We start from the raw sequence: 16,028 nt of genomic DNA, 5'->3' as shown, positions 1-16,028 counted from the left end.
TCAGTTCGGCACGTCGGCGAGTTTCTCGATCGCCGATTTGTGCAGGTCGCTCTGCTGCTGCAGCAGCGAGGCGATTTGGGTGTAGGTCCGCGTGATCTCGATCATGCGGCTCATCTCGACGACGGAATTGACGTTCGACTTCTCGATGAAGCCCTGGCGGATCTGGGCCTTGGTGTCCGGCAGAGCCTGCGTGCCTTCGCCCGGCGCGTAGAGGTTGGAGCCTTCCTTCAGCAGGCGCTGGGCCTGCGCGAACGAGACGAGGCGCAGCTTGCCGCGGATCGAGTCGAGACGGGAGGTGCCCTCGAGCACGGTGATGTTGCCGTCGGCGGCGATCGAGACGTCGTGGTCGGTCTGCTGGAAGGTGATCGGGCCGGCGGTGCCGAGCACCTGGTAGCCCGAAGCGGTGACCAACTGGCCGCGATTGTTGATCTGCAGGCTGCCTTCGCGGGTGTAGCGCTCGCCGCCCGGCGTCTGCACCACCAGGAAGGCATTGCCGTCAATCGCGACGTCGAGCGGGTTCTTGGTCTCTTCGGTCGGGCCCTGCGCGAAATCGTGGAAGGTCGCGCGGTCCTGCACGAAGGAGACGCGGCGGTCGGAGGAGGCGAAATTGTCCTCATGCGCGTTCGAGGACAGATATTCCTGGAACAGCGACCGGTCGGCCTTGTAGCCGTTGGTGTTCATGTTCGCGATGTTGTTGGAGACGACATCCATCTGCCGTTCCAGCACCATCTGCTTCGATAGGCCGACCAGAAGCGTATTCTGCATCGGTGGTTCTCCCCTGTGAGGCGATCCGAATGCAGGTTCTCCCAAACCTTCACGCCGGACCCGTCGGTAACCATTGGGTTCTCCCAAACCCTCAGGTTACGCCGTCCTCTCAGCGAAAGCCGTGCCAACTTGGAATAGTGTGTTATTTGAACGGTTTAGTTGTTTTATCGGGTGTGGCCCGGGGCGGCAGAAAGGTCTTGTTGACCATGTTTGCCCGGCAGTTTTTTCCTAGTGGATGGTAAATCCTAAGCTTCCGTTAACCATTATGACCCCAGTGTTGCCGGCATTGGGGCGCGTGTGCGCCGGCGGCATTTGTATCGCGTCTTCAGGCCAAGGCTGGGGCAAATCGCGTTCGCATCCTTCAGAGTGAAGCGAGCGGACGATGGCGGACGAGGAAAAGACGGACAGCGGCGAGGGCGCGGCCGCACCGAAGAAGGGCAAGCTCAAGCTGATCATTGCCGTCGTCGGCTTCCTCGTCGTGCTCGGCGCGGGCGCCGGCGGCTGGTTCTTCTTCATGCGCGGCCACGGCGAGGAGCAGCACGCCGAAGCGCCGCCGCCGAAGCCGCCGAGCTTCGTCGACGTGCCGGACATGCTGGTCAACCTGGTCGGCGCGCCCGGCGAGCGCGTGCAATATCTCAAGCTGAAGCTCGTGCTCGAGGTCAAGGAAGAGAAGCAGGTCGAGGCGATCAAGCCGGCGCTGCCGCGAGTTACCGACCTGTTCCAGACCTACATGCGCGAGCTGCGCCCGAGCGACCTCAACGGCTCGGCCGGCCTGTTCCGCCTCAAGGAAGAACTGACCAAACGCGTCAACCTCGCGCTGGCACCCAACCAGGTCAACGCGGTGCTGTTCAAGGAAGTCGTGATCCAGTGACGGGGTGGATGTAAAGCCATGGCCGGCAACGACCAGATGGACCAGGACGCCATTGCGGCGCAGTGGGAAGCCTCGCTCGATTCCGAGGATCCCGCGGCGGCCGCGGCGGAAGCCGCCAAGAACGAGCTCACCGAGAACATGGCGCTGCAATGGGCCGCCATGGTCGAGGACGGCAGCCGCGACTTCGGCAGCAAGAGCACCAATGGCGAGCGCGTGCTGTCGCAGGAGGAGATCGACAATCTCCTCGGCTTCACGGTCGGCGACGTTAGCCTCGACGACCATTCCGGCATCCGCGCCATCATCGATTCCGCGATGGTGTCCTACGAGCGTCTGCCGATGCTCGAAATCGTGTTCGACCGCCTGGTGCGGTTGATGACGACCAGCTTGCGCAATTTCACCTCCGACAACGTCGAGGTCTCGCTCGACCGCATCACCTCGGTGCGCTTCGGCGACTACATGAACTCGATCCCGCTGCCGGCGGTGCTCTCGGTGTTCAAGGCGGAAGAGTGGGAGAACTTCGGGCTCGCTACCGTCGATTCCAGCCTGATCTATTCGATGATCGACGTGCTGCTCGGCGGCCGCCGCGGTCAGACCCAGCTGCGCATCGAGGGCCGGCCCTACACCACGATCGAGACCAACCTCGTCAAGCGGCTGGTCGAGGTGGTGCTGTCGGATGCCGAGCAGGCGTTCCGGCCGCTGTCGCCGGTGACCTTCACGATCGACCGGCTCGAGACCAACCCGCGCTTTGCCGCGATCAGCCGCCCGGCCAATGCCGCGATCCTGGTGCGCCTGCGCATCGACATGGAAGACCGCGGCGGCAATGTCGAATTGCTGCTGCCCTACGCCACCATCGAACCGATCCGCAACGTGCTGTTGCAGATGTTCATGGGCGAAAAGTTCGGCCGCGACCCGATCTGGGAAGGCCATTTCGCCACCGAAGTGGCGCAGGCCGAGATCGCGGTCGATGCGGTGCTCTATGAAGCCGATATCCCGCTGAAGGAGCTGATGAAGCTCAAGGTCGGCGACACGCTGCCGCTGGATATCCGCTCCGACGCGCTGGTCTCGGTGCGCTGCGGCAACGTCACCCTGACCGAAGGGCGCATGGGCCGGGTCGGCGACCGTGTCGCGATCCGCGTCACCAAGAATTTGCGTAAACCCCAAACCACCTTCGCGATGTTCGAGAAGGCGGACGAGCGGACCAAGATGATGGAGGCACCATGAGTCATGTGCTTGGACTAGCAATCGAGAGTCTGGTAGCCGTGCTGCTGATGCTGACGATCGGCTATTGCTGGCTGCTCAACAAGCGCCTGCAGCGGCTGAAGGCCGACGAGCATTCGCTGAAGGCGACGATCGCCGAACTGATCACCGCGACCGAGATCGCCGAGCGGGCGATCGGCGGGTTGAAGCACGCGGTCCGCGACGTCAACGAGAACCTCGGCAACCAGCTCGATGCGGCGACGCAGATGTCGGCGCTGCTGAAGAACCAGCTGGCGGAGGGCGACCACGTGGTGCGCCGCCTGTCCAAGATCGCGATGGCCGCGCGGCCGTCCGAGCCCGCGCATGCACCGGCACCGGCGGCTGCGCCCGCCGCGCCAGTGGCGCCGGCGCCCAGGGTCTCGGCCGCACACGCGGTTGCCGCGGCGGCTGAAGCCTTCACCGAGCGCAGGAGGGCCGGCGGCCTCGCTGCATGAAGTTGCTTCGTGACATCAGAGTGATGCCCGTGGTGCTGGTCGCGATCTTCGGCCTGATGGTGCTGAAGGTCGCCGGCCTCGTGCTCGATGGCGGTTACGTGTTTGCCGACGATACGCCGCCGGCCGGCCCGGCTGGCCCATCTTGGGCGCAACAGAATTTCAACTTCCCCGGCGCCGGCAAGGCGGTGGTGGACAGCAAGATCAAGGCCGATCCCGGCGACATCACGGGATCGGTCGAGCACAAGGACGCCAAGAAGGACGAGGCGCCGAAGCCGGCCGCACCGGCCGCGGAGCCGTCCAAGCCCGATGGCGTCGTCGTCAACCTGGATGCGCCGCCGCAAGTCTCGGCATCCGAGCGCGCGATCCTGGAGCGGCTGCAGGCGCGCCGCCAGGAGCTCGAGACGCGTGCGCGCGAGGTCGAGATCCGCGAAAGCCTGCTGAAGGCCGCCGAGAAGCGCATCGAGGCCAAGGTCGAGGAGGCCAAGGCCAATGACGCCAAGACGAATGCCGATGCCGCGGCAAAGGCGGAAGCCGATGCCGCGCGCTTCAAGGGCATCGTCACCATGTACGAGAACATGAAGCCGAAGGACGCCGCGAAGGTGTTCGATCGCCTGGAAATGAATGTGCTCTACCAGATCGCCTCGCAGATCCAGCCGCGCAAGATGTCCGACATCCTCGGCCTGATGCAGCCGGAAGCCGCCGAACGGCTCACGGTCGAACTCGCCCGCCGTGCCGGCGGCGACAAGTCGGCCTCGACCGACGATCTTCCCAAGATCGAAGGCAAGATGCTCACGCCGAAGACGAATTGATGGGAGCTATCGTCAGGTTTTCGGGAGTGGAGACCGGTGCAGATGGACAATCTTCCAATCCGAGCCTTGCTTCGCGATCACGAATGTGACGCGGCCGAGACTGCTACAAGGCTGGCCATCCTTCATGACGCCGGAGATGGTGTCGAACCCGGCAAGCACCACCGTCCTCTCGTCGATCAGGAGAGCCTCTGCGCTTTGCAGCGCCACAGTGTTGGGGGGCGAATTGAGGATTGTCGCTTCGAAGTATTTGCGGATTTGCTCTGGCTTCGTCATGACGACCTTGCCGAACGTCCCGATCATGGTCGCTTCCGGGGCATGGAAACTGACGATACCGTCAAGGTCGGCGTCAGCAAAGGCTTTGCTCCAGCGCTCAACGAGCTGCGCTGCGTCCTCCTTCGGACCGGCTTGGGCAATCGAGACACTCATTAAGAGAGCAAGAATTGATAGTGGCTTTCGCATGGGCGATCCTCTCAAAAAGAAATTATTGCAGAACAATCGGAAATCGAGTGAGGCAGCAGTGCTGCTTCCGCGTTGCGATAAATCATTATTACTAATCAACGGGGCGGCTTGACCGCTCCGATGTCCGTCCGGCCGAGTTCGCCAAGTCGCCCCGATCCGGTGCAAATGGACAAGCGGGCACAAGGCGGCCTGATGGTCACGATCCTTTGCCGACATAAGCGGAGCAGGGTGGCTTGTGGCCCCCTCTCGTGGCGCCTCGGCGTACATCCGTGCCGAACGGCGCCAAGGCCATTGTAACAGAGCCATCGCGGACATTGCCAAAGTGCTTGATGCGGGTCTAGCATTGGCGTGAGCAAGGCCAGCGTGACTTCACTGCTTTGGAGCCTTCCGCGATTGCGGTCGCATGGACCGCCGCTTGAGTTGATTGATTGAATTGCTCTTGTGCCGGGCGCGAAGCTGCGCCCGATCAGAAATTGAATTTTTCATCACCAAGAAATTTCGAGGAAACCGATATGCGTAGCCTGTTCATGATGCTTGTCGTCATCGCCACCACCAATCTGGCATGGGCCCAATCCGAACTCGTCAAGCGGGGCGATTACCTTGTCAACGGCATTCTGGCTTGCGGCAATTGCCACACGCCCAAGGGACCGAACGGCGATGTTTTGGAGAAGGCGTTCTCGGGCGGAGGATACTGGGACGAGCCGCCGTTCACAGTGCATGCCGCCAACATCACGCAAGACAAGGAAACAGGCATCGGAAACTGGAGCGATGCCGATATCAAGAAACTGCTGCGGACCGGGCAGACCCCAAAGGGTGTGCATACCGCGATGGTCATGCCGACCAGCTTCTATCACATCCTGACGGAAAATGATCTCGACGCGGTCGCCGCGTATTTGCGTACGGTCACGCCGGTCCACAACAAGGTGCCCGATCCGATCTACAAGGTGCCTCAAGTCGAGAACGTTCCGCCGGGCGGCGAGAACCCATTCGCCGAACCGATGATGAGCGACAAGGTGCAGAAGGGATTCTATCTTGTCACGATCGCGCATTGCATGGCGTGCCATACGCCGATAGGACCGAGGGGACGAGAATACAAGAGCAGCCTTGGCGCGGGTGGCGTCAAATTCTCCGGGCCGTGGGGTATCTCGGTTTCACGCAACATCACGCAGAACAAGACCAATGGGATTGGCACATGGAGCGACGACGAGATCAAGCGTGCGATCACCGAAGGTGTCAGCCGCGACGGCAGCCGTCTCGGTCGACCGATGGGATACCACTACTACGCCCGGATCAGTTCCGATGACCTCGATGCCATCGTGGCGTATTTGCGCACGGTACCCGGCAGCGCGGAGTAAGGCTCGTTGCAAGGCCAAATCCTGTCCGGTCACTGCCGCGCGGCGGGCTCCCGGCTGACTCCAAAGGATAGCGCGCCCCGCCAGCTGTGGCGCTCGGCGGCGCTCGGAACAGGGTTCAGCTCCAAACCGAGCGCTTTTGGTCGCCATTCCGTGGCAGGGGCCGGTTCGAAACAATCCGTTGACGTTAACAGGTCCTTAACGCCGCCCGATCCAAGATCGGGAGGCGTGGGCGAGGGCGCTTCGCGCTTGGTATGGCTGGGGTCCCGAGAAGACGTTTCGAGATGGCGCGAACGGCTGCCGCTGGAACATGGTCGCTAGGCCGCGCCTGGGCGCGGACTGCGCGTCTGTGCCTGCTTGCCACCGGCCTTGCGCTCACAACCCTTACATTTTCGACCGCGGCGCATGCCGAAGACCCGGTGCCCGGTGAAGCGACATTCTCTGCCGCGAACGGCTATGCTCGGCTGGTGCTGAAGTTGAAGGAGGATGTCGAGTCGGAGGTCACGACCGCCGGCTCGATCATCGTGATCCGCTTCGGGCGACCGGTCGATATCCCCGTGGAGAAGCTGCAGGATGCGGTGCCCGATTATGTCGGCGCCGCGCGCCGCGATCCCGACGGCTCGGCGATCCGTCTGTCGCTGGCGCGCCGCGTCTCCATCAACACCATGACCGCCGGCGAGCGCATCTTCATCGACTTCCTGCCCGACAGCTGGACCGGCCCGCCGCCGTCGCTGCCGCAGGAGGTGATCCGCGAGCTTGCCGAGCGCGCCCGCGCCGCCGAGCGCCTGCTGCGGATGCAGCGTGCCGCCGACGCCGCCAAGAAGAAGCCGCCGGTGCGGGTTCGCGCGCTGGTGCAACCCACCTTCGTCCGCTTCGTGTTCGAAGTGCCCGACGGGGTCAGCGTCTCCTCGGTGCTGAACGAGCAGAAGTTGACGCTGTCCTTCAATTCGGTCCTGACCTTCGACCTTGCTGATGCCAAGGTCGCTGCCCCACCGAATGTCGCGTCGATCAGCGCGCGCGCCGACACGGACATCTCGGCGGTCGACGTGAGCTTGATTGGCGATGTCGACGTGCATTCGTTCCGCGACGAGAAGAACTACATCGTCGACGTCGCCTTCCAGCAGAACGAGCAGCGGGCGGCAAAGCCCTCGCTGAGCTCATTGTCGCCGACGCCGCGCGCCAAACCGAAAGGCGCCGCGGCGATCGCGCCGGTGACGTCGGAAAGCATCGCCCAGCAGGCCAAGATCGAGATCAAGCCTGAACAGTCCAAATCCGAGACGGCGAAGTCCGAGCCTGCCAAGTCCGAGTCTGCCAAGTCCGAACCGCCGCGCTCCGAGCCGCTCAAGCCGGAGCAAGCCACGAGCGAGCAACCGGCGGCCGCGCCCGCCAAAACGGAGCAGCCCCGATCGGAACCGTCCGATCCCGAGCTGCCGAAAATCGCGGCGGCACCTGCGGCCAACGCCGAGAACGCTGCTGCGCCGACCCCGCCGCACGACGGTGGTGCCGGCTCTGCGGCGGAACAGAACACGGCGCCCGTGACCGACGCACCACGACCGGTGCCTGCTGTCGCCGCCGCGCCGGCGATGGAAGCGCCGGAGGCGGCTGCGGCGCCATCGCCGCCCGCTGCGGAGGCCCGTGCCGGCGGCAAGCCCGCGGTCGAGGCCCAGCGCGACAGCGACGGCTTGCGCGTGACGTTCTCATTCCCCGGCGCGACGCCGGCGGCGCTGTTCCGCCGCGCCGACACGGTTTGGATGGTGTTCGACACGGCTGAGGCAATCGACGTCGATCCGGTCCGCGCCAAGGCCGGCTCGCTGATATCAGATGTCAGCCGGATCGCGCTGGAGAAAGGCCAGGCGGTGCGCTTCCGCCTCAACCGGCCGCAGATGCCGTCGCTCGAAAGCGACGACCGCTCGCGCGGCGTGAGCTGGACGCTGACCTTTGCCGACCGCGTGCAGAAACCGCCATTGCCGCTCACCGTGGTGCGCAACATCTCGGAGCCCTCGCTCGCCAATGTCAGTGTACCGCTCGCCAATCCCGGCCAGCTGCACAGACTGGTCGATCCCGATGCCGGCGATACGCTTTGGGTGGTGACCGCGCCGCCGCCGACCCGCGGCATCATCAAGCGGCAGGATTTCGTCGAGCTCTCGCTGCTGGAATCGATCCACGGCGTCGTGGTTCATCCGAACGCGGACGACGTCAAGGCCGAGGTCGGCGCCGACAAGGTGATGCTGGGCCGGCCCGGCGGCCTGACGCTGTCATCGGCCGACGTCGCCGCCGAGCGCGCGACCGCGGCGGTGAAGCCGTTGTTCGATCCGGACGAGTGGCGCAAGAACCAGTCGGACACGTTCCTCAAGCAGCTCGACGGCCTGATTGCGGCGACCGCGTCGGCCAATGCCGAGCAGCTGCCGCAGGCGCGGCTCGATCTCGCCGACTTCTACATGGCGCGCGGCCTGTACCAGGAAGCCCATGGTGTCGCCAATCTGATCCTGTCCGAGAGCAAGCGCGGCAGCGAGACGGCGTCGGTGGTGATGGTGCACGCGGTCGCCAGCATCCTGATCGGCCACCCGGCGCAGGGCCTGAAGGATCTCGCCAATCCGGTGATCGGCAACGGCTACGATTCCCAATTGTGGAAGGGGCTCGCCTTCGCCCGCGAGGGCAAATGGGCCGAGGCGCGCGAGAAGTTCAAGAACGCCGAATTCGCGGTGGCGACGCTGCCGCCCGATTTGCAGCGCATCGTCACCATGGACTCGATGAAGGCCTCGCTCGAGGTCAAGGACTATGCCGGAGCCGCGCGGCGCAAGAGCGATCTCGACGTGGTCGGCGTTCCCGGCGAGCTGAAGCCCGCGGTTGCGGTGCTGCGCGGCCGGCTGGCCGAGGCGCTCGGCCAGGAGAAGGATGCGCTCGACGCCTATCGCTTCGCCGCCAATTCGGCCGATCGCCAGGCTGCCGCCGAAGGCAGGTTGCTGGAGACGCTGCTCAAGCAGAAGCGCGGCGAGATCGGCCGCGACGACGTGCTGAAGGAGCTCGAGCTGCTGTCGATGCTGTGGCGCGGCGACAATATCGAGCTGAAGACGCTGTATGTGCTGTCGAAGATCTACGCCGAGACGGCGCGCTATGCCGACGCCTTCGCGGTGACGCGTGCCGCGACCCGGCTGCAGCCGAACGCGCCGGAATCGCGCCAGGCGCAGGATGCCGCCTCGGCCTTGTTCGTGCAGCTCTACCTCGGCCCCAAGGGCGACGAGATGGCGCCGATCGATGCGCTCGGCACCTTCTACGAATATCGCGAACTGACGCCGATCGGCCGCCGCGGCGACGAGATGATCCGCCGTCTCGCCGACCGCCTGGTCGGTGTCGATCTGCTCGACCAGGCCGCCGACCTCCTGCAATACCAGGTCGACAAGCGGCTCGAAGGCGCGGCCCGCGCCCAGGTCGCGGCGCGACTTGCGATGGTCTATCTGATGAACCGCAAGCCCGACCGCGCCATTGCCGCGCTGCGCTCGACCCGGATCGCGGATCTCTCCGGCGAGCTGCGCCAGCAGCGGCTGCTGCTCGAGGCGCGCGCGCAGAGCGACGTCGGCCGGCACGATCTCGCGCTCGACATCATCTCGAACATCACCGGCCGTGAGGCAATCCGGCTGCGCTCCGACATCTATTGGGCGTCGCGGCACTGGCGCGAGGCGTCCGAGCAGATCGAGCTCTATTATGGCGACCGCTGGCGCGACTTCACCCCGCTCAATCCGGGCGAGAAGGCCGATATCATCCGCGCCGTGGTCGGCTACGCGCTTGCCGAGGACGCCATCGGGCTGTCCCGGTTCCGCGAGAAATACGCGCCGCTGATGTCCGGCGATGCCGACAAGCTCGCCTTCGACTCGGCCAGCAAGCCGGTGGCGACGTCCAGCGCCGAATTCGCCCAGATCGCGCGAATGGCCGCCAGCGTCGACACGCTCGACGGCTTTATCCGCGAGATGAAGACCCGCTTCCCCGACGCCACCGCCCGCGCGCCATTGCCCGATCCGGTCGCGACCGGATCGGTGACTGACAAGCCGAAGGTCGCGCCGGTGAGCGCGCTGCCGGCGATCAAGGGCGAGCGCCGCGCCAGCGCGGCGCCGTAGCCGCGCTGGGTCTCACGGCCCGGCAGACACCCACGCGGTCGAAATGATCCCGGTGGCGTCGAGCGCGATCCGCCAATGCGAGGCGCCGTTGGCGTGCCGCACACTGTAGACATCCTCGCCCTGCGCGCCGACGCCGAGGAAGCGGGTGGCTTCGATCGCGCCGAGGTCGGCGAGGAAAGGCTGCAGGTGTGGCAATTGCTCGCGGGTCGCCGCGGCGAGCGCGGGGGCCATGTCCGCATAGTCGGGCTGTCCCGATGCGACCCCCTCGATCAGGCGGCGGAGCGCGGCCTCGGTTCCTGGAGCCGGCGACTGTTTCTTCACACGCTCTGCGGTGCGATCCGCAATCTGTTTCGCGCTTGCAGCGTCAATGCGCGGCATCGGCTTGTCGCCATTTTGATGCAGGATCAGTGACGTCGCCTGACCGTCAGCCGCGATGACAAAGCTGATCTGCGCGTCGACCTCCCTGGCGAAAAACCCGGTCTGGCTCTCCGCAAAGAACGGTACGGCCCGCTGCCCGGTGAGCTGTACAGCCAAGTGGTGATCCTCGCGCATCACACTGAGGACGGCCTGCTCGCTGAGCTGGTAGAAGCCGGCATAGCGGTCGAGCACCGCGGCAGCGACTGCGATCTCTTGCCGCACGACGTCCGGCGGCGATCGCGGAGCGGAAGCCGGCACATCGGCGGATCCGCCGGCGGCCTGTATCCGTGCTGCCAGCGTGTTCCAGTCGCGCTGGCCGAACAGTTTGGCGATCAGCTCCAGGCTGTCGCTGTGGGTGAGGGGGATCGATTTGGCGCCGAGCGCTTCGCGCAGCGTCTGCGCCATGGCCTTGGCATCACGAAAGTCGCGCATGGGATCAACCTTTGCATCGACGAACGGAGAGCGTCAGGGGCTTGCGTTGCTGACCCGTTCGTGCGGGCAAAGGAAGCCTGAAACATGGCTTGATACCTTCACCGTCCCCGGGTGGGGTGCAAGCGGCGGGTGGTATCGACCCTGCCAAATGTTCGCCGGGGACGAGCATTTTGTCAATTGCAACTGGTTGTGATCGCACGCGTGCTCTCGACATCCTGCCGTCAAATCGGCAACCATGGCGTCCGATGCACAGCGCCGGGAGGACGTCGTTACATGAGCAAGCCGATCAAGACCGAAGCCGAACTGATCGCGATGGCGCGGGCAGAGCTGAAGGCCCATGCCGACTGCCCCGACGGCATCGACATCTCTGTGCTGCGCGACGGCGACAGCTGGGAGTTTCGCGCCAGCGCCGATGACGCCACGGTGGCGAGGCCCGGCTATCCCGAATGCGTCGCGATGCTGGTGCAGATCGGCGACCATCTCAGCAAGCAGTATGACGTGAAGGAGTAACGGCGACCGCGAAGCGGGGGGATCGATGGACCGCATCGACGCCATGAAGGTCTTCGTTGCGGCGGTCGACGAGGGCAGCCTCGCCGGTGCCGGGCGGAAACTGCGGCGCTCGCCGGCGGCGGTCAGCCGGGCGATCGCTTTCCTTGAGCATCATGTCGGCGCCGAGCTGCTACATCGCACGACGCGCTCGCTGAAGCTGAGCGATGCCGGCCAGCGCTATGCGGCCGCATGCCGTCGTATCCTCGGCGAGCTCGAGGAAGCCGATATCTCGGCGGGCGGAGAGCGGTCAGTGCCGCGCGGCACGCTGACCGTCACCGCGCCCGTCGTGGTCGGCGAGGACGTGCTGCGGCCGGTGCTCGATGCCTTCATGACGGACTACCCGGCGGTGTCGGTGCGGCTCGTGATGCTCGACCGCACCGTCAATCTGATCGACGAGGGGATCGACGTCGCGCTGCGCATCGCCCATCTCGCCGATTCCAGTTTCATCGCGATCAAGCTCGGCGAGGTACGCCGCGTGGTCGCGGCATCGCCCGGCTATCTCGCGCAGCATCCGCTGATCGCCGAGCCGGCTGATCTGGCGAAGCACCAGATCATCGCCATGACGCATTTCGGGCTCGACTCCTGGAGCTTCCCGCCGGCCGCGAAGTCGAAGATCGCGCGCGCGGTCCAGTTCATGCCGCGGCTGGTCGTCAACACCGTGCGCGCGGCGGTGGCCTCCGCCAGCGAAGGACACGGCGTCACCCGGCTGTTCTCGTATCACATCGCCAAGGAAATCCGTGACGGGCGGTTGCAGATCCTGCTCGCCGGCGACGAGCATCCGCCGCTGCCGGTGCATCTTTTGGCGCCGCAGGGTCGCTTCGACGTGCCCAAGGTGCGCGCCTTCGTCGATTTCGCGACGCCGCGGCTGAAAGGCTATTTCGAGCGGCTGTCGCGCGAGGCCAGCAGGGCTGGCGCCATTCGTTCGCGCCGCGGAAGAGTGTCTGCCGAATAGCGGGCATTCGCGCGGAAAGCGGATGTATCTAGCTTGCTCTCCATCGAAGCGGCGCTGGGTCGCTTCAGCAACAGATGGAGAGAGAACATGGGTGCAGAGCAGAAGGTTGCCATCGTCACCGGTGCGTCGCAGGGCCTCGGCGAGGCCATCGTCAAGGGCTATCGCGACCGCAACTGGCGCGTCGTCGCCAATTCCCGCAGCATCAAGCCGTCGACCGACAGCGACGTTCTGACCGTCACAGGCGACATCGGCGATCCCGAAGTTGCCGACCGCATCGTCAAGCAGGCGCTCGGGCGCTTCGGCCGCATCGACACGCTGGTTAACAATGCCGGCATCTTCCTTGCCAAGCCGTTCACCGACTACACCGACCAGGACTACGCGCAGGTGCTCGCGACCAATCTCAACGGCTTCTTCTACATCACCCGGCGCGCCGCCAGGGAGATGGAGAAGCAGGGCTCTGGACATATCGTGCAGATCACGACCAGCCTCGTCGATCACGCCAATAGCAACGTGCCCTCGGTGCTGGCCTCGCTGACCAAGGGCGGCCTGAACGCCGCCACCAAGTCGCTCGCCATCGAATATGCCGCCAACGGCATCCGCGTGAACGCGGTCTCTCCCGGTGTGATCAGGACACCGATGCACGCGCCGGCGACGCACGACTTCCTCGCCAAGCAGCATCCGGTAGGACGCATGGGTGAAGCCAAGGATATCGTCGACGCCGTGCTGTTCCTGGAAGGCGCGGGCTTCGTCACCGGCGAGATCCTGCATGTCGACGGCGGCCAGAGCGCCGGTCATTAACGAGCACGATCCGGAGAGTGCCATGCCTATCGTCACCATCCAGGTCACGCGTGAGGGGACGGCGCCGGGGGCGTCGTCCACCACGCCGGAGCAGAAGGCTGCATTGATCAAGGGCGCCAGCGAGCTGCTGCGCGACGTGCTTGGCAAGCCGATGGAGTCGACCTTCGTCATCATCGAAGAAGTCGATACCGATAATTGGGGCTGGGGCGGGCTGCCCGCGCTGGACTATCGCAAGAAGCTCGCTGCAGCTGCGGCGTCCAAATCTTCCCGCTGAAGGCTTCCCCCAAACCGAATGTGCATTTCTCCCGATCGGGAGAGGTGAGCCGTGATCGCTGTGAGCGATTGCTGCGATCGCAACTAATCATTTTTCATGAACGGCCGGAGGGCCTACTGCGATGTCTATGTCAGCCAATGTCAATCATCAGCCGCGCCATCATCACGCCGCGCCGTATCGCGATGCAGGCGGGCCGCTTTGGCTGTCCGCGGCCGCGGGGCTGTGCGCCTCGCTGGTCGGGCTCGGACTGGCGCGCTTCGCCTACACGCCGCTGATCCCGGCTTTGATCGCCGCAAAGTGGTTCACGCCGGCGGAAGCGGTCTATCTCGGTGCGGCCAACCTTGCCGGCTATCTCGCCGGCGCGCTGCTCGCCCGCGATCTCGGCGCGCGCATCGGCTCGGTGTGGGCGCTACGCGGCATGATGGTGCTCGCCGCGATCACCTGCTTTGCCTGCGCGGTGCCGATCTCCTTCGTGTGGATCTTCGGCTTCCGCTTTCTCGCCGGCGTCAGTGGCGGCGTGATCATGGTGCTGGCGGCAACGGCGATCCTGCCGCATACCGCACCCAGCAAGCGCGGCCTGATCGGCGGTGTGATCTTCGCCGGTGTTGGCCTCGGCGTCGCCGCGTCCGGAACACTGGTGCCGCTGTTGCTGCAACAGGGCGTCAAGCAGGCCTGGTACGGCCTTGGCGTCCTGTCGGCGGTGCTGACACTGGTCAGCTGGAAGGCGTGGCCCGCCGAAGCTCCCGCCGCACGTGGCGTGGTCGAGCAGCCCGTCGCGTCGCATGGCCTGCGCTCGCCGCTGGTGATCGCGCTCTGCCTGGAATACGGCCTCAACGCGCTGGCGCTGGTGCCGCACATGGTGTTCCTGGTCGATTTCGTCGCCCGCGGGCTTGGGCAGGGCATCGCGGCGGGATCGCATTACTGGGTGCTGTACGGCATTGGCGCCGTGGTCGGACCGTTGCTCACGGGACACCTCGCCGATCGCGCCGGCTTCGCCGCGGCGCTCCGCGCGGCGTTCCTGATCGAGGCCGTTGCGGTTGCGCTGCCCGCCGTGACGACATCGCCTGCCGCGCTGATCGTGTCGAGCCTGATCGTCGGCGGCTTCACGCCCGGCATCGTGCCGCTGGTGATCGGCCGCATCCACGAGCTCATCCCGCATTCCGCGGCGAGCCAGCGTTCAGCCTGGGCGCAGGCCACCACGACCTTCGCGCTGTTCCAGGCGGCGGGCGCCTATGGCCTGTCGTATCTGTTCGCGCACAGCGGCGGCGACTATGCGCTGTTGTTCGTGATCGGCGCGGCCGGAGTGGTCGTCGCGCTGGCGATCGAACTGTTCGGCGTCGTCGGACTGCGGCACAAGTCCGGCTAACCGCGCAGCGCTTTGGTCAAGACCGCGACGAGGCGATCGACATCGGCCTCGTCGTTGAAAACGTGCGGCGAGATCCGCATCCGGCCGAGCCGCAGCGCGACATGGATGTTCTCGGCGGCGAGCCGCGCGATAAGTTCTTTCGGGATGCCGCCCGCCATGCCGAGGCTCAGGATGTGCGGCGCACGCACGCTGCGCGCCGGCACGTTGAGCCCGAGGTCGCGCACGCCGTCCGCGATCCGCTCGTTCAGCATCGCGAGCCGCGCGCTGACGGCCGCGGCGCCCCATTCCGCCATCATCTCGATGCCGATCGAGGCCATCTCCAGGGTGATGAAATGATCGCGCTCGCCCATGTCGTAACGCGTGGCGTTGTCGACATAGGCGAGATCGCCGAAATAGACCGGATTCTCGGAGTTCACGTTGCGGCGGCCGCTGGAGGTCTGCTCCAGCGGCACGCCGTTCTGGTGGCGTTTTGCAATGTAGAGGAAGGCGCGCCCGTAGGGGCCGATCAGCCATTTGTAGGTCGGAAACATCACGGCGTCGGGGTCGAGCCTCGTCACGTCCATCGCCACGACACCCGCGCTCTGCGTCGCGTCGATCACGAACATTGCGCCGTGCTGCCGAAGCGCGGCCTGCACCTTGTCGACGTCGATCATGCCGCCGTCCGACCAGTGCACCGAGGAGATCGAGGCGAGGCCGACCGGCGGCGCGCCCGGCCGCTCGATCGTTGCAAGCACTGCCGATGTCCAGTCGCCGTCGGCGGGCTGGCGCACGGTGTCGACGACGAACCCTTGCGCCTCGGCGCGGGCGTGCCATTCGAGGACCGGCGAGGAATGGTCGTTCTCCAGCACGACGACGCGGGTGCCGCGCGGAATGCTCAGCGCCTTCGCCACCGTCGCGACGCCGTAGCTGATCGCGGGGATCAGCGCGACATCGTCAGGTGCGGCATTGATCAGGCGGGCCGCCGCGCTACGGGCGCGCTCATGCTGCCGGCCGGCGAAGCCGGGATCGATGGTCCATGGCTGGCCCTTGCGTCCCACCGCCGCGCGGCCGGCATCGAGCGTCTTCAGCGGCAGCGGGCTGTAGGACGCCGAATTCAGGTAGCAGACCTCGCGTGGAATCTCGAACAGATGGCGCTGGGAGGGAAGCATGTCGTCTCGTTTGCTGGAATTTGCGGATCATGA

The 16,028-nt window shown here is 65.5% G+C and carries 15 protein-coding genes; 11 read left to right on the top strand and 4 right to left on the bottom strand.

Annotation, left to right across the window (positions count from 1 at the left end; translation table 11 throughout):
• Complete coding sequence (gene flgF / locus ACVI1L_RS40560; RefSeq protein ID WP_057018627.1) at positions 1 to 765, bottom strand: flagellar basal-body rod protein FlgF; 765 nt, start codon at positions 763 to 765, stop codon at positions 1 to 3.
• Positions 766 to 1,147: 382 nt separating this feature from the next.
• Here flgF and fliL point away from each other — a divergent pair, with 382 nt between their 5' ends.
• From fliL to ACVI1L_RS40540, 4 genes are read left to right on the top strand one after another with little or no spacing between them, the layout of a single operon-like run.
• Entirely contained in the window at positions 1,148 to 1,636 is a 489-nt protein-coding gene (gene fliL, locus ACVI1L_RS40555; protein ID WP_057018626.1) for a flagellar basal body-associated protein FliL, read from the top strand.
• Between the two features lie 18 nt (positions 1,637 to 1,654).
• The gene (gene fliM, locus ACVI1L_RS40550) at positions 1,655 to 2,857 is read left to right on the top strand and encodes a flagellar motor switch protein FliM (protein ID WP_168854986.1); all 1,203 of its coding nucleotides are present in this window, start codon (positions 1,655 to 1,657) and stop codon (positions 2,855 to 2,857) included.
• Positions 2,854 to 3,327, top strand: a complete 474-nt coding sequence (locus tag ACVI1L_RS40545; protein WP_225647918.1) for a DUF6468 domain-containing protein — start codon at positions 2,854 to 2,856, stop codon at positions 3,325 to 3,327. Before fliM ends, ACVI1L_RS40545 begins: the two co-directional genes overlap by 4 nt.
• Positions 3,324 to 4,136, top strand: coding sequence for a MotE family protein (locus ACVI1L_RS40540; protein ID WP_057018623.1), 813 nt, complete (start codon positions 3,324 to 3,326; stop codon positions 4,134 to 4,136). The genes ACVI1L_RS40545 and ACVI1L_RS40540 overlap by 4 nt, the downstream gene beginning before the upstream one ends.
• A 12-nt stretch (positions 4,137 to 4,148) precedes the next feature.
• Here the strand turns inward: ACVI1L_RS40540 and ACVI1L_RS40535 are convergent, their stop codons facing one another.
• Complete coding sequence (locus tag ACVI1L_RS40535; protein WP_456785367.1) at positions 4,149 to 4,595, bottom strand: SgcJ/EcaC family oxidoreductase; 447 nt, start codon at positions 4,593 to 4,595, stop codon at positions 4,149 to 4,151.
• 512 nt (positions 4,596 to 5,107) lie between these two features.
• On the opposite strand from ACVI1L_RS40535, the gene ACVI1L_RS40530 reads away from it, so the two are divergent.
• Both ACVI1L_RS40530 and ACVI1L_RS40525 read left to right on the top strand, forming a co-directional pair.
• Positions 5,108 to 5,950, top strand: a complete 843-nt coding sequence (locus ACVI1L_RS40530; protein ID WP_456785366.1) for a c-type cytochrome — start codon at positions 5,108 to 5,110, stop codon at positions 5,948 to 5,950.
• 281 nt (positions 5,951 to 6,231) lie between these two features.
• On the top strand, positions 6,232 to 10,059 hold the full coding sequence (locus tag ACVI1L_RS40525) for a tetratricopeptide repeat protein (protein ID WP_456785365.1): 3,828 nt from the start codon (positions 6,232 to 6,234) through the stop codon (positions 10,057 to 10,059).
• A 12-nt stretch (positions 10,060 to 10,071) separates the two neighbouring features.
• Here the strand turns inward: ACVI1L_RS40525 and ACVI1L_RS40520 are convergent, their stop codons facing one another.
• Positions 10,072 to 10,908 (bottom strand): glyoxalase superfamily protein, encoded by an 837-nt coding sequence (locus tag ACVI1L_RS40520; protein WP_456785364.1) that lies wholly within the window; start codon positions 10,906 to 10,908, stop codon positions 10,072 to 10,074.
• Positions 10,909 to 11,181: 273 nt separating this feature from the next.
• Here ACVI1L_RS40520 and ACVI1L_RS40515 point away from each other — a divergent pair, with 273 nt between their 5' ends.
• From ACVI1L_RS40515 to ACVI1L_RS40495, 5 genes are all read left to right on the top strand, one after another.
• The gene (locus tag ACVI1L_RS40515) at positions 11,182 to 11,418 is read left to right on the top strand and encodes a hypothetical protein (RefSeq protein WP_057018325.1); all 237 of its coding nucleotides are present in this window, start codon (positions 11,182 to 11,184) and stop codon (positions 11,416 to 11,418) included.
• A gap of 25 nt (positions 11,419 to 11,443) precedes the next feature.
• Positions 11,444 to 12,409 carry a LysR family transcriptional regulator gene (locus tag ACVI1L_RS40510; RefSeq protein WP_456785363.1) on the top strand — a complete coding sequence of 322 codons (966 nt, stop codon included), beginning with the start codon at positions 11,444 to 11,446 and terminating at the stop codon, positions 12,407 to 12,409.
• An 87-nt stretch (positions 12,410 to 12,496) separates the two neighbouring features.
• Positions 12,497 to 13,207: an SDR family NAD(P)-dependent oxidoreductase gene (locus tag ACVI1L_RS40505; protein WP_456785362.1), complete on the top strand. Its 711-nt coding sequence runs from the start codon at positions 12,497 to 12,499 to the stop codon at positions 13,205 to 13,207.
• 22 nt (positions 13,208 to 13,229) lie between these two features.
• The gene (locus ACVI1L_RS40500) at positions 13,230 to 13,481 is read left to right on the top strand and encodes a tautomerase family protein (protein WP_038385470.1); all 252 of its coding nucleotides are present in this window, start codon (positions 13,230 to 13,232) and stop codon (positions 13,479 to 13,481) included.
• A 121-nt stretch (positions 13,482 to 13,602) separates the two neighbouring features.
• Entirely contained in the window at positions 13,603 to 14,847 is a 1,245-nt protein-coding gene (locus tag ACVI1L_RS40495; protein WP_456785361.1) for a YbfB/YjiJ family MFS transporter, read from the top strand.
• Here the strand turns inward: ACVI1L_RS40495 and ACVI1L_RS40490 are convergent.
• Positions 14,844 to 15,995: an aminotransferase class V-fold PLP-dependent enzyme gene (locus ACVI1L_RS40490; RefSeq protein WP_456785360.1), complete on the bottom strand. Its 1,152-nt coding sequence runs from the start codon at positions 15,993 to 15,995 to the stop codon at positions 14,844 to 14,846. The genes ACVI1L_RS40495 and ACVI1L_RS40490 overlap by 4 nt on opposite strands.
• Positions 15,996 to 16,028: the final 33 nt, after the last annotated feature.

It is taken from the genome of Bradyrhizobium sp. USDA 4516, assembly GCF_054055915.1.
The sequence above is the reverse complement of the archived record's forward strand: the minus strand, read 5'-3'. Positions and strand labels throughout refer to the sequence as shown.